15 protein-coding genes are annotated in these 17,152 nt (G+C 57.1%); 9 read left to right on the top strand and 6 right to left on the bottom strand.

Going from position 1 to position 17,152, the window contains the following annotated elements; all coding sequences use genetic code 11:
* Nucleotide 1: 1 nt before the first annotated feature.
* The 4 genes from LPC10_RS06455 (at nucleotide 2) to LPC10_RS06440 (ending at nucleotide 4,582) form a co-directional block, all read left to right on the top strand.
* A complete protein-coding gene (locus tag LPC10_RS06455; RefSeq protein WP_231345957.1) occupies nucleotides 2-817 on the top strand; it encodes a quinoprotein dehydrogenase-associated SoxYZ-like carrier in 816 nt (271 codons plus the stop codon).
* On the top strand, nucleotides 814-1,779 hold the full coding sequence (locus tag LPC10_RS06450) for a quinoprotein relay system zinc metallohydrolase 1 (protein WP_231345956.1): 966 nt from the start codon (nucleotides 814-816) through the stop codon (nucleotides 1,777-1,779). Before LPC10_RS06455 ends, LPC10_RS06450 begins: the two co-directional genes overlap by 4 nt.
* A gap of 716 nt (nucleotides 1,780-2,495) precedes the next feature.
* Entirely contained in the window at nucleotides 2,496-2,771 is a 276-nt protein-coding gene (locus LPC10_RS06445) for a hypothetical protein (protein WP_231345955.1), read from the top strand.
* Nucleotides 2,772-2,914: 143 nt separating this feature from the next.
* Nucleotides 2,915-4,582: a recombinase family protein gene (locus LPC10_RS06440; protein ID WP_231345954.1), complete on the top strand. Its 1,668-nt coding sequence runs from the start codon at nucleotides 2,915-2,917 to the stop codon at nucleotides 4,580-4,582.
* A 367-nt stretch (nucleotides 4,583-4,949) separates the two neighbouring features.
* Here LPC10_RS06440 and LPC10_RS06435 read toward each other — a convergent pair whose 3' ends face one another.
* Genes LPC10_RS06435 through LPC10_RS06425 form a run of 3 tightly spaced genes read right to left on the bottom strand, consistent with a single transcriptional unit; the run spans nucleotide 4,950 to nucleotide 9,098 of the window.
* The gene (locus tag LPC10_RS06435) at nucleotides 4,950-6,374 is read right to left on the bottom strand and encodes a hypothetical protein (RefSeq protein WP_231345953.1); all 1,425 of its coding nucleotides are present in this window, start codon (nucleotides 6,372-6,374) and stop codon (nucleotides 4,950-4,952) included.
* Nucleotides 6,355-7,260, bottom strand: a complete 906-nt coding sequence (locus LPC10_RS06430) for a HAMP domain-containing sensor histidine kinase (RefSeq protein WP_231345952.1) — start codon at nucleotides 7,258-7,260, stop codon at nucleotides 6,355-6,357. The genes LPC10_RS06435 and LPC10_RS06430 overlap by 20 nt, the downstream gene beginning before the upstream one ends.
* Nucleotides 7,257-9,098, bottom strand: a complete 1,842-nt coding sequence (locus tag LPC10_RS06425) for an ABC transporter ATP-binding protein (protein ID WP_231345951.1) — start codon at nucleotides 9,096-9,098, stop codon at nucleotides 7,257-7,259. The genes LPC10_RS06430 and LPC10_RS06425 overlap by 4 nt, the downstream gene beginning before the upstream one ends.
* 314 nt (nucleotides 9,099-9,412) lie before the next feature.
* On the opposite strand from LPC10_RS06425, the gene LPC10_RS06420 reads away from it, so the two are divergent.
* Together LPC10_RS06420 and LPC10_RS06415 are read left to right on the top strand one after the other, a co-directional pair.
* Nucleotides 9,413-9,976, top strand: a complete 564-nt coding sequence (locus LPC10_RS06420; RefSeq protein WP_231345950.1) for a recombinase family protein — start codon at nucleotides 9,413-9,415, stop codon at nucleotides 9,974-9,976.
* A gap of 187 nt (nucleotides 9,977-10,163) precedes the next feature.
* Complete coding sequence (locus LPC10_RS06415) at nucleotides 10,164-11,546, top strand: TadE/TadG family type IV pilus assembly protein (RefSeq protein ID WP_231345949.1); 1,383 nt, start codon at nucleotides 10,164-10,166, stop codon at nucleotides 11,544-11,546.
* Between the two features lie 95 nt (nucleotides 11,547-11,641).
* Here LPC10_RS06415 and LPC10_RS06410 read toward each other — a convergent pair whose 3' ends face one another.
* The 3 genes from LPC10_RS06410 to LPC10_RS06400 form a co-directional block, all read right to left on the bottom strand.
* Nucleotides 11,642-12,076 carry a hypothetical protein gene (locus LPC10_RS06410; protein ID WP_231345948.1) on the bottom strand — a complete coding sequence of 145 codons (435 nt, stop codon included), beginning with the start codon at nucleotides 12,074-12,076 and terminating at the stop codon, nucleotides 11,642-11,644.
* Nucleotides 12,077-12,227: 151 nt separating this feature from the next.
* Complete coding sequence (locus LPC10_RS06405; RefSeq protein WP_231345947.1) at nucleotides 12,228-13,502, bottom strand: Y-family DNA polymerase; 1,275 nt, start codon at nucleotides 13,500-13,502, stop codon at nucleotides 12,228-12,230.
* Nucleotides 13,502-13,936 (bottom strand): LexA family transcriptional regulator, encoded by a 435-nt coding sequence (locus LPC10_RS06400; protein ID WP_231345946.1) that lies wholly within the window; start codon nucleotides 13,934-13,936, stop codon nucleotides 13,502-13,504. The genes LPC10_RS06405 and LPC10_RS06400 overlap by 1 nt, the downstream gene beginning before the upstream one ends.
* An 882-nt stretch (nucleotides 13,937-14,818) precedes the next feature.
* Between LPC10_RS06400 and LPC10_RS06395 the strand changes: the two genes are divergently transcribed.
* Genes LPC10_RS06395 through LPC10_RS06385 form a run of 3 tightly spaced genes read left to right on the top strand, consistent with a single transcriptional unit; the run spans nucleotide 14,819 to nucleotide 17,124 of the window.
* A complete protein-coding gene (locus LPC10_RS06395; protein WP_231345945.1) occupies nucleotides 14,819-15,172 on the top strand; it encodes a helix-turn-helix domain-containing protein in 354 nt (117 codons plus the stop codon).
* An 18-nt stretch (nucleotides 15,173-15,190) separates the two neighbouring features.
* Nucleotides 15,191-16,741 carry an ADP-ribosylglycohydrolase family protein gene (locus LPC10_RS06390; protein WP_231345944.1) on the top strand — a complete coding sequence of 517 codons (1,551 nt, stop codon included), beginning with the start codon at nucleotides 15,191-15,193 and terminating at the stop codon, nucleotides 16,739-16,741.
* Nucleotides 16,741-17,124 carry a hypothetical protein gene (locus LPC10_RS06385; protein WP_231345943.1) on the top strand — a complete coding sequence of 128 codons (384 nt, stop codon included), beginning with the start codon at nucleotides 16,741-16,743 and terminating at the stop codon, nucleotides 17,122-17,124. Before LPC10_RS06390 ends, LPC10_RS06385 begins: the two co-directional genes overlap by 1 nt.
* Nucleotides 17,125-17,152: the final 28 nt, after the last annotated feature.

The following is a 17,152-nucleotide window of genomic DNA, read 5'->3' as shown; positions in this document are numbered from 1 at the left end:
GATGCCCTTCCTCTCCCCCTTCAGGCCCTTCATCGACCGGCCGCTCGCCCGCGCGGCGGCCCCATCCAGCGGCAGCCGCGATCCGCTCGATTCGCCGCTCTGGCCGGCCATGGCCGAGCGCTATCTCGGCGGGCGCCGCACCGTGTTCGACGACGCGGTGCAGGTGATGCTACCCCCCGTCACCGAGGACCAGACCCAGGTGCCGGTGACCGTCGATGCCCGCGCCCTGGGAAGTGCCGACGAGGTGCTCGTCATCGCCGACCTCAACCCGTTTCCGCTGACCCTGCGGCTGGAGCCACTGGCGGCCAAGCCTTTTGTCGCCTTCCGCATGAAGATCGAGCAGGGCACGCCGATCCGCGCCGCGGTCCGCAAGGGCGAGACCTGGCATGTCGGCGGGCGCTATCTGGATGCGGCGGGCGGAGGCTGCTCGGTGCCGCCGGTGGTGGAGAAGAAGGTCGATTGGAAGAGCCTCGGCGAGACCCGCGCCCGGGTCTGGAGCGAGGCCGACGGCCTTCGCCTGCGCCTTCGCATGACCCACCCGATGGACACCGGCATGCTCGCCAACATCCCGCTCTTCCTGATCGAGGAGCTGAGCGTGGCCGATTCCGCCGGCGCGGTGCTGGCCCGCCTCACCCTGCAGGAGCCGGTGGCCGACAATCCGACCCTGACGCTGCTGCCGGACCGCCCGGCGACCGGCGAGGCGCTGACGCTCAAGGCCCGCAACACCAACGGCACGACTTTCACGGTGCGGGTGCCGATACCGCCGAATGCGGCGTCCGCGGCCGCTCCGGCCGCCGGGCAGGAGGGACGGCTGTGAGCAAGGAAACCACGATCACCCGCCGCGCCGGCCTCGCCCTTGGGCTTTCCGCCGCCGCCCTGCCCTGGCTCCGGGCCGAGGCCGCGCCGCTTCAATATCCGCTTCATCCGGTCGAGATCGTCCCGCGGGTCTGGACGATCTACGGCGCGCCCGAACCCATCACCCGCGCCAATGGCGGGGCGATCGCCAACATCACCGTGCTGGACACCAGTGACGGTGCCGTCCTGATCGATGCCGGCCCCTCGCACCGCTACGGCACGGCGCTGAAGGCTCTGGCCGAGCGCCTGACGGGCAAGCCGGTGGTGCGGGTCTACCTCACCCACATCCACGCCGACCACGTGCTCGGCGCGACCGCCTTCGAGCCCGGCACGGTCAGCGGCGGCCCGGCGCTCCGCGGCGACCTGAAGCGGGCCGGCACCGACCTCACCAACGGTATGTACCGGGTCGCGGGCGACTGGATGCGCGGCACCGGCGTGCCCGAGCCCGGTCGTGTCGCGGAAGCGGGCGTCGAGACCATCGGCGAGCGCCGCTTCCGTATCCTCCCGCTCGCCGGCCACACCCGCGAGGACCTGTGCCTGTTCGAGGAATCGTCCGGCCTGCTCTTCCCCGGTGACCTCGTCTTCCTCGACCGCGCCGCCACCACACCGGACGCCGATCCCGAGCGCTGGCGCGGCGCGCTGGCGACGCTCAGTGAGATCGACCACCACCTGCTGATCCCCGGCCACGGCCCGGTCGAGGCCGGACGCCGCGGCATCGACCAGACCCGGCGCTGGCTCGACACGGTCGAGGCGCGGATCGACGAGGGGTTTTCCCGTGGGCTCGACGTGACCGAGCTGATGGCCGAGCCCCTGCCGGACTGGACCGCCGGGCTCGCGGTGGCGCGCTACGAGTTCGCCCGCTCGGTAATGCATCTCCTGCCGGCCCTGGAGCGCCGCGACCTACCGCGATGCACTCAAGCTTGATCCGAGACCAAATAGCAGTTCAAAGCCAGCATTTCCAAGATTGGCCCTTGGCACGAATCCGTCGTCCGGCGAGCGGATGCTGAATAGCAGCTTCATGAGCCCAACCAGACCTTGGACCGCAGAGCCTCGAATGTCCGCAAGGGGCTGGAAGCGGCGGTTAGGCGCGGGCAGTCCGAAGGGCGGCTCATGGCGCTATGCGGACCTGCCGCCCATCCTTGCCGGTTGTAGAATGCTTCGGACGCAGCGTTGACCAGGGTCCAATCTGATGGTCCAATCCCCAGGTCCGATACCGCTCAAGACGGGTGATCGAGGGCCTAACCCTTTGATGTCGTACCCCTTCGGTTTTGGCTGAGAATCCTGGCTACTCACCTACATTATGCCGGGACCCTCACAGCGCTTCTTGTCTGAACAGGAACACCTGAGCGGCCTGACAGCGCCCTGGATTGATCGGGCAGCGCCGCGTCATCGGCTTCGAGTTTGAGAACACCGCTTGCGTTCACCCAAGTTATCAGGAATCTTAGCCGTACATGGCGGTTCGCGCTTGAGCGAACGCGTCGTGTCGCGCCGGGGAAGGTGAAGAAACTGCCCCACGCTGGCCGGCGGCCAGCCTCGGATGCGTAGGCTGCCGGTCGGCGTGGGACCTCACGTGCTTCGTGGTGTATCAACCCTCCGCTCCGCCGGCGGCGTGCACCCCAGGTGCGTCGAAGCCGGCACGGATGACATCGGGCGCGGTAGCCGGCGCCAAGACATCGCTGAAGTCCCTGGCCGCCGGAGCGCCTGTCAAAGGTCGGGGAGCCCACTTCGGCATCGACGTGCCCGCGCCGCTGTCTCCGCAGCGCAAACGCGGACGCGTGTCCCGACGCGAGCCTGATCCGCCTCAGGTTGTGAACGATCTCCCGCGTCCACTGCCGGTCTCCCGGGCCGAACTCGACGTACTCGAGACCTTCCTCGGGGCCGAGATCGACGCGCTTTTTCGCGACCTGCTGCCATGACGCGCCCGTTCGTCTCGACGGTGCCTGTCAAAGCCCCATTCGAACACGGCGCGGCGAGAGGTCTGTGGATCGCGTCCCATCCCGGCTTTGCCTCTCCCCTCGACCGACTCACCTTGCCGCCAGCTGCGTCGGAGGCTTGACCGATGAAACTGATCAACCGCTCGAACCGCCTCCTACCCGCTCGGGACGGTCAACTACGCGCCTGTCTATACCTACGTGTCTCAACGGGCCGGCAAGCCGAGAGCGACCTCTCCATCCCCGACCAGCGCAAGTCGGTGCGCGCCTACTGCACCGCCCACGGCTGGCCTGTCATCGCCGAGCATGTCGAACCCGGAGCCTCCGCCCTTGACGACAACCGCCCCGCATTCCAGGCTATGATCAACCGGGCCGAGGACAGCGATCACCCCTACGACGTCATCGTCGTGCATTCACTGTCACGCTTCTTCCGCGACGCGCTCGGCCTGGAGATGTATGTCCGCCGCCTCTTGAAGGTCGGGGTGCGGCTCGTCTCGATCACCCAAGAGTTCGGTGACGATTCTGCCGCCAAGATGATGCGCCAGATGATCGCGCTGTTCGACGAGTACAACAGCCTCGAGAACAGCAAGCACGTCCAGCGCGCGATGAATGAGAACGCGCGCCAGGGCTTTTACAACGGGGCGACGCTACCGCTCGGCTACACGCTCGAAGAGATCGAGCGACGCGGCAGCCGGGTCAAGAAGCGTCCGATCATCGATCCGGTCGAGGCGGAAACAGTTCGGCTGATTTTCAAACTCTACCGGCACGGTGACGGCCGCTCCGGCCCCCTCGGCGTGAAGGCGCTCACCTGCCACCTGAATGAACGCGGCTATCGCACACGCGCCGGGGCCAGCTTCGGCGTGGCTACGATCCACGGCATACTGACGAACCGGATCTATGTCGGGGAGTGGGGCTTCAACAAGCGCTGCTCGAAGACGCGACAAGCCAAGCCGAAGGCGGAGCACATCGCCATTGCAGTGCCGCCTATCATCGCCACGGATGAGTTCGAGGCGGTGCAGGCTACGTTGAAGGCCCACAACCCACGCGTCACGCCGGCGCGGGTCGTGACAGGCCCGATCCTGCTCACCGGGCTTGCGACCTGCAGCACCTGCGGCGGTGCGATGACGCTGCGCACCGGCACCTCGGGATCGGGGCAGGTGCACCGCTACTACAGTTGCTCGACGAAGGGACGGCAGGGTCCGACGGGCTGCTCGGGCCGGACGATCCGGATGGACACGCTCGACACTCTGGTCACCGAGCGTCTCGTGGCCGACCTTCTGCAGCCTGACCGATTGCGGATGACGCTGGCCTCGCTGTGGGCGCTGCGCGCCGAGCGAGCAACGCAGGTCGATGGCCGTGTGGCTGCGCTGCGCAGCGAGCTCACGACCGCGGAGGAGAAGCTGAGGCGGCTTTACCGGTTGGTGGAGAACGGCGACGATGAGCCGGACGACCTGCTGAAGGAACGGCTGTCGAGTTTGCGAGCCGAGCGAGATCTGGCGAAAGCTACCCTCGGCCGGATCCGTATGGTCAGCCCAAATCCAACTGAGATCGGGCCCGAACTGATCGAGCGCTTCGGGCGTCTGCTGCGCGAGAATGTGACCTCGGGTGAGATCCCGTTCCGGAAAGCGTGGCTTCAGACAATTGTCGATCGCGTCGAGGTGGGAGCAGACGTGATCCGCATCGTCGGTGACAAGGAGAGCCTGAAGAATGCCCTGACGGGTTCGGGCGGCGAAGCCGTGACCGGCGTTCGCAGTTCTGTACGGAAATGGCGCACCCGACACGATTCGAACGTGTGACCTTTGCCTTCGGAGGGACGCTATTTTGAGCTCACTCGAAGGGTAGGCAACCATCCTGCTCCACAATCACGTTTTTGATCAGCGAGTTACCAGTCCAATCTACTTCAACAATGACGACGGATCAATCAGGCAGGATTGGCCGATCATGCTCTCTGAGCGGTGACTTGTGACGCCTCGTGAGGAACGGAAGACGACACGGAGAACTGGCTAAGGTGTCTAGAATCATCATTTTACTGCCGGTTCTAAAGCTGAGGACGACCAAATGTACCGTGCTCCACTAGATTTTACTTTGTCCGTCAGCCGGATATAACGCATCGTTTCCGAGAATTTACAACGATGTTACAGCGTGGAACGAAGAGAGAAAGTTCTATGCTCTCGCAGATATTGCGGCTACTATCCCCCGCAGAAGTCCGATAGTAAGCTCAGGCTCTACCGTAGAAAACTTCAATTGGCGCAATACATAGGCGTAACTGCAAGCGTTGAAGGCCGTGTCTCCGCCAGCCACGTCATATGCCCAATCACGGCACGTTTTCACGAAATGGGGAAAAGGATGACGACTTTCATATTCATCCCTGTTTAGCCAAATAGGGAGGAGCTTTTTAAGGTTGTTAGCCGCAAATATCCTGGCTCCATCAGGATGATAGATACAGCTGAGCTCAAGAGTGATAGGGTCGATGCAAGAAGATTGATGGTCGACATCGCCAAAGTCAATCATTACGGGCTGCAATCTGCCATCGACGAGAACATTTCCTCCATGTAGATCGCCATGAGCACAAGAGCTTCGATAGCTTACGGACAAGCGTTCTACTTTTTCAAAATCGAGGTCGTACCTGCTAAAAATTTCAGTTGCAATATCATCATTTACTAATTTTCTTCTAAATTCTTTGATAGTCGTAGTTTTTAAGTCAAAAGCATCAGACCAAATTTTTGTATTTGCCTTGATCGAGCGAACTACACTCGACCCATCGGTCCCATGATCAATGATATCAAATAAAGTTCGGTCATAGTTGTCAGCCAATCTGTAAAACGCGCCTGATGATCCACATGCACCTTTTTCAACCGTTTCCATGAGGGGCGGAAAGAAGCCAACAGGCAGCGACTTTACATAACGATTGTAAGCTCTAATTTCGGTTTCAACATGACGTTTCGGGCCTAGTTTAACGACCATCTGCGCAACAGGCTGATCATTCTGCGCTCGAACTGTGCATCGCATCACTCTTGCCTTGGATAGACCGCCGCTTAAAGGGACCACATCAACCTTAGAGCCGCCGAGTCTACGAGCTCCTACGCTGATGATACGACTGAAACCGTGCGTAAGTCCTAACTCACGACCACGTGAGTTAATCTCAACCTTCTTCAAGGTGCCTATTTCAGCTGCTACTTGCGTGACCTCTTCGATGAGCTTTGCCGCATTTTCCTTCTCAAAATAATCTAACGTATTCGCTGCTACGCCAGATCCCCAAAGATCAGTTTTCTCACCAAATCTTGCAAGGCGCTTCGTAAATTCATCCATATCGGATCCAGTTAGAATAAATATCTGGATTCCCGGGCACGTATCAATCGCGGAGTAGAAAACCTTCTGTCCGTTTCCCTTGTCCGCGACGAGGCCGTGATCATCAACAGGAATACGCAAGTCCAAGACAATCAGATCAAAGAATTCTTCGTTGAGTGCGGTTAAAGCAGAAGACTGACTTTTTGCCAGTCTGACATAATCAACGCCAGGTATTTTCCATAGCAGAGGCTGCATCTCGTCAGCGAAAAGCCCATGGTCTTCAACGAACAGAATCCGCATTTTTTCTGAACCACCTTATCTCGAAGTGAGCACCTGAGTCATAGTTCTTGACGGTTACTTCGCCTTGCATCGACAGCATGGCTTGCTGTGCAAGTGACAGACCGAAGCCTAGATGACCCTCTTTAGAACTAGATCCCTGCTTCAAGGCCGCCGCTGGATCGTCGATGAACCCTGGCCCCGTATCTTTGATAGCTAGATAATTGTCTGTTTGAGTGCTTCCCCACGTAAATATAATGCGTAGCGATTCTTTTCGAGGCTCAGATAGTACAGCTTCTATTGCGTTCCGGTAGCCGTTCACGATCGCAAGACGCAGTCGATCTGGATCCGCACTCACTGTGAATCGCGCAGGCCCGGCGAATGCGATGCTTATTCCTGCCCTATCTTGTGCGGTATGTACGATATCTGATACCAGATCGGGCAGGCTGAAAGAAGAATATGTTGGCGGAGAACTGGCATTCTTCAATTCTCTAATCGCTCTAAGCAAACTTTGCAGATGCTCAACGGATCTCCGGGTTCTCGAGTTTTGATAATCTGCGATCTCAGAAGGGGCAGCCAAGGCAAGCGCCCCTACTATAGGTGATATTTCGTGTATGAATTCAGCCGCAATTTCTTCTGTCATTTTAAGTTTAAGCGAGATCAAGTCGCTGCTAAGGACATCTATCTCACTATCGATTTCCGTTATACCCCTCGCTTCACCCCCTTTTTCAATTGATTGAATTGCAGATTGAAGCGCACGCTTGATCCAAGGAACGCTTTCACGATTCAATGCGGCTCGCAACGCAGCCTTATCGCTCCGCCGGGCATTTTCCGCGAGATATCGTGCAGCAGCCAGACGGACTTCTGTTGCGTCGTTACGAAGATCACCAAGCGCCTTCGAGTGATTCATGGCAATTGGTGATCAGCATAGAACTGCGCACGATCACGAAAAGCTTGCATTCCGCCTTCCATGATACTGGTAATTGCTCGTATAGAATCGGGATGATCAACTTTTTCGCACACTTCAACAGTTGCATTGCGCCCATCGGAGACCAATTGTATTATCATGCTTGCATTTCCAAGAACTGGAATGTTTGCATTATGAGTAGTAACAATAATCTGAGAGTTTTTTGATCGTGATCTTAAAGACTTAATAAGTGTCTCTGAAATGAAAGCATTATCTATATGGTCTTCCGGCTGGTCTATTATCAGAGTCCGGTCGTCGTGTTGAAGCACTATGGACAATATAACAGTGCACCTCTGCCCGGCCGACAGTTTGGAAACATCTTTATATTCAAGTCCATCAAGTAGCTGCAATACAACGCTGTCTTCTATGTTTACAACAAGGATACTGGAAAGGTCAGTTCCTTTTAAGCTTGCAATAGCACGGGCAGCTCTATCTTTTGTGATGCCAGTTAAATTGGAAAGCTTCGCATAATCCTCAGTGTCTACACAGTGGACTAACTCGCGAGGGCTAACATTTTCAACGATAACATTAGCTAGATCATTGTATCGGATCCCTGATCCTCGGAAAGCTGCTATCAAAGCTGCAGCGTAGTATTCATACTGACCAAACCGATCAATTCTTATATCGATTTTCGGGCCAAGATTGGCGTTCAGTTTTTTTGCTATGTCAGAACGTTTGCTGTATCTTACGGATCTTATGCGTTCGAGCGTATCTAGTAAATCATTGCGCTGCTGGTGGAGCGAATGCAAACGACTCTTTCTATCTTTGATATTCTTCTCGGTCGCCTCTAGCTGAGCGATTTTATTTTTTATAGATGAAAGCTGTCTTGAGGTTTGCCCAGCTCCCTCGATGATCTTTTCTATCTCTACCCTGACAGATCTCGCTTGCGCTTCTACCTCAATACGCATGTCTTGGATCTGTTGCTTTGCTATGTCCGCTTTCGCAGAAATGTCAGACAAAGTTCTTTTGGTGTCAGTCAACTTGGTGACCGCCGCAGCAAACTGATGTTTTAACAATGGAATTGGATCTCTACCGACATCCGTTTGCCACTCTTCCAAAAAAATGCTATTATCAAATTCGGTGCTTAAAGCCTTTGTCACCTTCTGAACTTGAGTTACAAAACGCGAAATGTAGTCTTCCGACAGCTTATAGTCGATGATCTTGTCAGTCAGGTCTGTCAGGAGCACTTGACGTTTGTTGTTGTCTTCCGAAGAAAGACTCACGCGCAAGGATTCTTTTTCGAGCGACTGAGCTAAAGATCTCAGAGCCGGCAGTTCATTTATACCTGACGATAGCTGGTCAATTTCATCTACGACAGACTTTATGCTTCGACTAATTAGTCCAATATTGTTTTTTATACTTGCTTCACTGGATTGATCTGACGAATCATCTTTCACAAAGCTGTCTATCAAGCTTAGGCGCCCTTGATCTGTCAGGGCGACAGTTTCTATTTCTTTCTGCGAAAATATGAGCGGGGGTAGGTAGAAATCGCTAGCATTCGAATGTTCGTCGTAGGCGGTACGACTCACATGTACTTCATCAAGCAGATCTTCCAACGTCACCGCGATCTCGCCGTCCCCAAGTACCGCTTGTGCGTGCTCGATGGAGGCTTTTGCGGCATCGACGGTATGGTTCGGTGCTTTGAGTGCATAGCGTATGAGCTCGACGAGCGAAGTTTTGCCCGTGCCTCGTGCCCCGATAATTGCGATCAATCCGGGCGGTAGATACAAGTCAAGGCCATTAAGAAAGCCTTCTTCTACTTGGACACGGCTGATGTGCACGTTAATCCCCGAAATCCGTTCAGTGTGATCATAGGCGATGTATCAAGACCGCTCAAGCAGCAAGGTTCTCACATGAACCTCTGAAACAGTAGTCCGAGGCAAGCCGTCACACCGGGCTATGACGTTTTGATCCGCCACTCATGGAAGGTGGTACGACAGCGTCATGGCACCGTCGCCCTTATCCGTACCATCAGAGTGCACGGAGAGGTGACGTAACATCGCCGCCGATACTCCCTAAGCGCAGGCGTAACATCAGGCTTGCCTCTTTCCCGATGTTACGTCATTGTCACCGAGTCTAGAGCTTGGAGTGACAGTTGGCGAGAATAGGATATGCGCGGTGCAGTTCGGAGGATCAGTCCCTCGACATTCAAACCGAACGGCTCAAGGCCGAGGGATGCCAGCCGATCCGGGCGGAGAAGGTGTCCGGTGCCTCGCGTGATGGTCGCACGGAACTGGCCGCCATTCTCGACTTCATCCGTGAGGGTGACGAGTTGGTCGTGGTTCGGGCTGATCGGCTCGGCCGTGACACCCGCGACGTTCTCAACATCGTCCACGAACTCGACCAGCGTGGCGCCTTCCTGACTGTCCTCGATCCGCACGTCTCAACTCGTGGCGAGAGTGGACGTATCGTGCTGACTGTCCTCGGGATGGTCAGTCAGATGGAGCGCCGATTCATCCTTGAGCGTCAGCGGGAAGGCATCCGGGCTGCGAAGGCGAAAGGTGTCTATAAAGGTGGAACACGGCGGCTGGATCGAGAGAAGGTACTGGCTATGAAGGCCGAGGGTTACGGACCAGCCGCCATTGCGAAGGCCCTTGGTTGCTCAAGGATGCAGGTCTACCGGATCATCGGTTCGGGGGCGCAGGCACCATCCGCCTGATCTTTATGATAACCTGTAGATTTGTCTAGCGTAGTTGGTTGCTAGATACTTAATCATCGACGCTCGGGCTACACGGCTTGGCAGGTATCTCGTTAAGCTTCGACTGCTAGAACGGAGAAGAAGGGCAAACATTTGGTAGGTTGTTTTGGTTCTCGGTATCGGACGGCTACGGGACAGTCTGGCGCCGTTGAGCCGCATAGCCAGCACCTTTCACCGGGATAGCGGCGGCACCGTCACCGTCATCGTCGCGCTTGCCGCGACGACTTTGATCGGACTTGTGGGCGGAGCGATAGACTATGCCCGGCTGGTCTCGGCCCAGAGCCACATCCAACAGGCTGCCGACGCCGGCGTGATGGCAGGTGGCAACGCCCTTAAACTCGTCGTGTCCAACACCGACTCGATTGTCGGCCTGACCACACAGACCATACAAGCCGAAATCAAGGACGGCGCCAGGAACCCTGTCACGATCCAGGTTGACGTTGCCAGTGACAAGACCAGCGTTACAGCGACGGTAGAGCAGACCATCCAGCTCACCTTCGGGCCGTTCGTCGGCATGTCGTCACAAAAGCTTTCGGCCAAGGCCAAGGCCAGCGTCGTCGGCAAGATGCGCCTGTGTATGCTCGCGCTCGATCCGGCCGCAGCCGGTGCGTTCAACCTCGAAAAGAACGCGCAGGTCACGGCTTACGACTGTGCACTGTACTCCAATTCCAAGAGTGTCTCCGGCATGGTCGGCAAGGACAATGCGATGGCACGCGCGCAGACGATCTGCTCGGCGGGGGGGACCAGTACCACGCGCGCGAACTTCACGCCCAACCCCCAATCAAGCTGCCCGGTTGTTCCCGATCCCCTTGCCGACCGCCCTGCACCGGAGATCGGGGACTGTATGACGCTGCCCTCTGGCGCGAGCAAGAAGCCCAAGGCCGGCAAGAACCTGATCGACCAGAGCGTTACCCTCTATCCCGGAACGTATTGCGGCGGACTCGAAATCAGGAAGAAAGCTGTCGTCACGCTCAATCCCGGCGTCTATGTCATGAAGGATGGTCCTCTCCTAGTAACGCAAAGCGCAGCACTGTCCGGAACGGACGTAGCGTTTTATTTCACCGGAGACAAAGGGAGCCTGCTGTTCGACAAAAAAACGACTATCAGCCTGTCCGCCCCTGTTAATGGCCCCATGGCCGGTTTGTTGATGTCCGAAGAAAGGGCCGTTTCGGCACCGGTTGATCCGGTATCTCAACTTGAAGATGAAATCGAGGAAGACACTTCAACGGTCAGTCTTAAGCCAGGCAAGACGCCCCCGCCGCTCGCTGCCAGCAAGGCAATGCGGACGTACCGCATCATCAGCGACAATGCCCGCACCATCCTCGGGACAATCTACCTACCAGCAGGACGTCTTGTGATTGATGCGACTAGGCCAGTTGCAGACATGTCAGCGTATACCGTGGTCGTGGCTCAGCAGATCAACCTCTACGAAGGGCCAAATCTTTATCTCAACGCCAACTACAATAACACGAGCGTACCGGTGCCGAAGGGCCTCGGGCCGATCTCAGGACAGCTGCTGCTCAGCCAGTGACATGGCCGGTTAGAACGATCTCGCTAGTTGGCGGGGGATGCTCATAGAAAAAGGGCCGCCCGCAGGCGACCCCATCGTTGGTTCTGTGCCGTCGCTTACCAGCCGTAGCCGTAGCCGCCATAGACGGGAGCATAGCCGTAGGCAGGCGCATAACCATAGCCGCCGTAGTAGCCAACCGGACGGCCATACCCGTATCCGCCATAGCTATAGGAGTTGGCGGCGATAGCACCGGCCGCGAGACCAGCGATGCCCAAACCGATGGCTGCGCCCGATCCAATTCCGCGGCGGTAGCCGTATCCACGATATCCGTAGCCGCGACGGAAGCCGACGCCACGATACCCACCGAAGCCGCCACGGTAGCCGTAGCCGCCGTAACCGCGACGGAAGCCAACCCCACGATATCCACCGAAACCGCCGTGGTAGCCGCCGTAGCCACCGCGCCATCCAGCTTCCGCCGGAGTCACAGTAGCAGCCATCGAGCCAAAGCCGAGCATCGCGGTGGCAGCTAGAACGAGATGACCCTTACGCATGGAATGCCTTTCGCAAATGCGCTATTCCCGTTCAACAAGTGTCAGATTGGGTCAGTTCCGCCTGCCTACCCTCGCCCGGTTGTCGCATAGGCACTTAGCGATCCTTCACACTGTCAAGGTCTCGATCTCCCCGCCGTTTCTCCCCCCATCCCTATCGCACAGTGAGAAGTTCATCGATGCGCGTCGTGTAGCGGGGCGAACGCATATCGAACTTGGTGGACCATGACCGGGCTTTAGCCCAACCCGACGATGCCAGAACCACGCTTCCCCGTCCGTGTCGTCGGTTGCAGTTGTCTAGGGCATCCATCAGCGGCCGACTTCGCTCACGATCCAGTCCACCGATCAAGGCCCGCTGCGACGCTTCAAGGGGCATCAGGTCCGTCGTGATGATGCCGGCCTTCGAATATCGGTAGCCGTCTTTCCAGACCCTCCGCACGCCAGAGATCGCAGCCTTTGCCAGGACCAGTGTGTCGTTCGTCGCTTCGGGTAGAGTGACCACTGTCGAGACGGATCGTTGCGGCCTGTCTCTGTCATGCTCCGACGTATGGTAGAACACGGTGACGTGATCGGTCCCTAAACGTCCCTGCCGAAGCTTCTCGCCCAACCGTGAAGCGTAGGTCGCTACAGCCTCTTCCATCCTCGGCAGGTCATCGACGCGATCCGAGAACGAGCGGGTGACGGCGCAGCCCTTACGGGTAGGCGCGACGGTTTCGAGATCGAGACAGGGGATGCCGCGAAGCTCGTAGACCAAACGTTCGCCGACGACGGTCATACCCTTACGGGCCAACCTGGGATCGAGGTCGCGAACATCACTCACACTATCGCACCCGAGGGCTTCGAGCTTGCGTGCGGTCGCCGGTCCAACGCCCCATATCTCTCTCAGGGACGTTCGCACTAACCATGCGGCCCGCTCTTCCTCGTCGGAGAGATCGCACACTCCACCGAGTTCAGGGATCGTCTTGGCGATGTGGTTCGCGAGCTTGGCGAGCGTCTTGGTTGGTCCGATGCCTACACAAGTCGGGATGCCGGTCCACTGCTTGACGGTTGACCGCATATCCCTCGCGAGACTGACCCGATGGGATACCTGCACATCAGTCAGGTCGAGGAAGCTCTCGTCAATGCTATAGATTTCGACACGCGGTGAGAAGCTACGATAGATATCGTTAACCCTCGCAGACATATCGCCATACAGTGCGTAATTCGATGAATATACCTTAATACCAGACGAATTGCAATAATTTCTGATCTTAAAGTACGGATCTCCCATCTTGATACCGAGCGACTTAGCTTCCTGAGTTCTCGCTATCGCACATCCATCGTTATTGGAAAGGACGATGACAGGAACTCGCGCAAGTGAACTGTCAAACACCCTCTCGCACGAACAGTAGAATGAGTTTCCGTCCGACAAGGCATAGGCGCGGGCCATCAGCGGGAGGCACGACGACGGGGATTGATCGAACCTGAGACGACGCCCCACACTTCCACCAAGGCATCGGACGGAAGCTGGAAGGTCGGATAGCGCGGGTTGGCAAACGACAACGTGATCCGATGCCCCTGCCGACCGAACACCTTGAACGAGCGATCACCGTCAATATCGACCACCACAACATCGCCGCTTGCGGGTGTGAGGGAACGATCTACCACCGCAAGATCGCCATCGAACAGGCGGGCGAGAATCATCGAATCACCCGCGACGCGCACAAGGAACGTGGCTGGCCGGTTCGCGATCAGTAGCCGCTGTAGGTCGATCTCTTCCTCGATGAAGTCGTCAGCCGGAGACGGAAAACCGGCCCTGACGGGCTTCGCCAGGACCGGTAGCGGCATGGGACGGGTAATGATGGGAACGGCGGTATGGAGCATCGACAGCCACCTAGAGCGATCCAGAACATAACAGGAACACTCTAGGCCACGAACGTCAAGGATCGTGCCCTGTGGATAACTCGTATGGTGGCCGGGTGGGCGTTAAGACCGGCGCGGGACGCTCAGCGATAAAGCCGGCCTAACTGCATCCATTAGCGTAGATGCGGGCCGATCAAGACCGCCGATCCCGTGTAATCATCTGCGGCTTCGCGATAGTCTGCTCGATCCGCTGATATTCGATGGGCGGAACCTTCGAGGCTCTCACGGTCTTCGGTCGCGCTACGATCTCGTCATCATACTCGTAGTGGTGGATGTTTCGAGTATGGTGGATGTGATGCTCTTCCGACGTGTGGGTGTGATGTGCCTCGGTCGAGTTCCTGTTGCCATAAGCTTGAACGATAAGCTTCGTGATGCCCTGACATGCCAACATAATGAGTAGCAGGGCGAAGCAGACTCCGAAGCCTACTAGTGTGTAATGAACCAAATCGAACCAAGTCATAGGATCGCCTCGTGTTTAGAGTGGTTAGTGGTGCTGATTGTCGGAGATTCTAATCTTCTTCCCAATCAACCCAATACCGCGATCCATTCACAGTGCCGCTCTTCGGACCCTTGCCGGTTACAGAACCAAGTAGGTGGTTAGAGGACATCCATGATCCTCGTTTCGCGTATTTCATATACCAGTAACTACCCTTCCGAACGACCCCCCTGAGTTGGATGTCAGGATCGTCGATGCTCACGAAGGGCTTGAAAGTTCGTCCGTTCCCCTTGTTACCCCAAACCATAAATTAAGACTCCTAGGTCGTAGCTTGACTACGCCCAAGGTCAGAATTATCGTATCTGTGGTCAGTAGGCAATGCCCGAACTCGTAGCCAGAGTCCGGGCATGACGCGTGACTTGAAGCAAGCGATAGGAGCACAGGCCAAGCGTGCCCGTGAGAATGCCGACCTCACTCAAGAACGGCTCGCTGAACTTATTGAGAGAACAAAGGACGCTGTTTCGAGCATTGAACGGGGCGTTAACCTACCCTCGCTCGACACATTGGCCCGTATAAGCCAAGTCACAAGAGTTCCGATGACGTTCATGGTTGAGACGGTCGATAGCAAACAGGAAGATGACGAGACTCTGTCGCGCATCAGATTGATTCTGAAAGGCCTATCTCAAGACGACCGGAAGCTTGCGCTCGTCATCATTGAAGCTATCGCCAATCAGCGTGCCACGAAGATGTCCGTTGAATAATATCCGTGCATGATATAGATGGATGATAGGAGCATTCAATCTATGTCAGAGGATGGGTATCATACTTTCCAAACGGTCTTCGGTCGTCACAGTCAGCCTAAACAACGAACCAGCCTGACGCATCCGATTAAGGTCGCGACGCTCCCGGCTGGTGATGGACTTGGAAAGATCGGTGTCACGTTCTGTCCCGGTAAGGTTCAGACGGACGGCGCTACAGGCTCGTGGAACCGCGATCTGGCGACGGACATCAAGGCGATCTCCGATTGGGGCGCGACAACACTAGTCACGCTGATCGAGAATCACGAGATTGAGGCCCTACGGGTTCCTGGCCTTGAAGGAGAATGTCAGCACCACGGGATCGATTGGCTCCACCTACCGATTCGTGATGTTTCGACCCCTACGGAGACGTTCGAGACAGAATGGGTGACGGTCGGTGAAGGGCTGCGGTCACGCCTTCGGAATGGCTTCAACGTCGTTGTCCACTGTAAGGGTGGCCTTGGTCGCGGGGGAACCATAGCGGCAAGGCTTTTGGTCGAGCTTGGTGCTGATCCCGAGGATGCCATTCGGAGGGTCCGTGAGGCCCGTCCTGGCGCCATCGAGACCGTCGAGCAAGAGAAGCACGTCTACCGCCAGCGTCCCGTTGGAGAGCGTCAGCCCTCGGCAACACTGGACGCGATTCGGGACCGTGCCCTCGGTTCTCTGGTCGGCTTGGCCGTGGGTGACGCTATCGGGACCACGGTGGAGTTTCGGCCACGCGGCAGCTTCGATCCCGTCACGGACATGATTGGCGGCGGTCCTTTCAACCTCAGGCCGGGTCAGTGGACGGATGACACGTCGATGGCCTTGTGCCTTGCGGACAGCCTGATCGAGCGTGACAGCCTGGATGAACGCGACCTACTCGAACGGTTCTGTCGCTGGTTTCGTCGGGGTGAGAATTCCGTCACAGGTCACTGCTTCGATATCGGCACCGTGACCGCGACCGCCCTCACCCACTTCGAACAGACCGGCGACGTTCACGCTGGTCCGACTGATAGGATGACGGCCGGCAATGGGAGCCTGATGCGTCTGTCACCGGTCGCTATCCGCTACTGGAACGATCACGACCGCTTGAGGGACGCAGCACGGAGACAGAGTTACACGACCCATGGCGCTCAAGAGGCCGTGGACGGCTGTGAAGCGTTCTCCGCGATCATGGCCTCGGCGATCCAGGGAAGGCCGCTCACGGACGTTCTGAGCGCATCCTACGGCCATGCTCTCTGTGACGGTGTTCAGGCGATTGTCGGAGGATCGTGGAAGGGGAAACACCGGGACGATATCCGATCCTCCGGTTACGTCCTCCACTCCCTTGAAGCTGCCTTGTGGTGCGTAGGAACGTCAGGAAGCTTCTCGGAGGCCGTCCTAAAAGCGGTGAATCTCGGTGATGATGCTGACACTACGGCGGCGATCACGGGCCAGCTTGCCGGTGCCGTCTACGGTCTGTCAGGCATTCCCGAACAATGGCGGAAGCGTCTCGCCTGGAATGATCGGATCGAGGGCTTAGCGGATCGGCTGTTCACGGAGAGCGTTTGATGAGTGACGATCCCTTCATCCCCTATGCCGTGATCGAGACCGCGAATTGGCCGCCCACGTCGCTTATGACGATATGGGCGATAGGAGCGGCAAAGCTGAAACGCATCGACTTCGACCTGTCACAGCCGGAAGATACGTTCATCAAGCAGGCGTTAGTAGGATTGCAGTCAAAGCTTGATCGATGGGGAGGCAAGGAACTCCCATCGTTCGGCCGCCCGATTTCGATTGTCATTAACCTCGAACCGAACAAAGGGATTCGGATCGACCTCGATGGTTCTATCTCGGATCATCTTGACTGGACGATGACTATAGGTTCAGCCTCAGAAAGAACCGGTCGAGGGAAAATTGAACTAGGATTGAAAGACAGTACTTCGAGTTGCTAAAATACAAAATATATGTGCTGAATATCTC

Origin of the sequence: Methylorubrum sp. B1-46 (assembly GCF_021117295.1) — a bacterium.
In the GTDB taxonomy this organism is placed as follows: domain Bacteria; phylum Pseudomonadota; class Alphaproteobacteria; order Rhizobiales; family Beijerinckiaceae; genus Methylobacterium.
This window is presented reverse-complemented; position numbering and strand designations above follow the sequence as displayed.

Bases quoted from the DNA above. Each gene is read 5' to 3' on its own strand.
- LPC10_RS06455 (WP_231345957.1), top strand. From the start codon at position 2: ATGCCCTTCCTCTCCCCCTTCAGGCCCTTCATCGACCGGCCGCTCGCC.
- LPC10_RS06445 (WP_231345955.1), top strand. From the start codon at position 2,496: ATGACATCGGGCGCGGTAGCCGGCGCCAAGACATCGCTGAAGTCCCTG.
- LPC10_RS06440 (WP_231345954.1), top strand. From the start codon at position 2,915: ATGAAACTGATCAACCGCTCGAACCGCCTCCTACCCGCTCGGGACGGT.
- LPC10_RS06435 (WP_231345953.1), bottom strand. From the start codon at position 6,374: ATGCGGATTCTGTTCGTTGAAGACCATGGGCTTTTCGCTGACGAGATG.
- LPC10_RS06430 (WP_231345952.1), bottom strand. From the start codon at position 7,260: ATGAATCACTCGAAGGCGCTTGGTGATCTTCGTAACGACGCAACAGAA.
- LPC10_RS06410 (WP_231345948.1), bottom strand. From the start codon at position 12,076: ATGCGTAAGGGTCATCTCGTTCTAGCTGCCACCGCGATGCTCGGCTTT.
- LPC10_RS06405 (WP_231345947.1), bottom strand. From the start codon at position 13,502: ATGGCCCGCGCCTATGCCTTGTCGGACGGAAACTCATTCTACTGTTCG.
- LPC10_RS06400 (WP_231345946.1), bottom strand. From the start codon at position 13,936: ATGCTCCATACCGCCGTTCCCATCATTACCCGTCCCATGCCGCTACCG.
- LPC10_RS06395 (WP_231345945.1), top strand. From the start codon at position 14,819: ATGACGCGTGACTTGAAGCAAGCGATAGGAGCACAGGCCAAGCGTGCC.
- LPC10_RS06390 (WP_231345944.1), top strand. From the start codon at position 15,191: ATGGATGATAGGAGCATTCAATCTATGTCAGAGGATGGGTATCATACT.
- LPC10_RS06385 (WP_231345943.1), top strand. From the start codon at position 16,741: ATGAGTGACGATCCCTTCATCCCCTATGCCGTGATCGAGACCGCGAAT.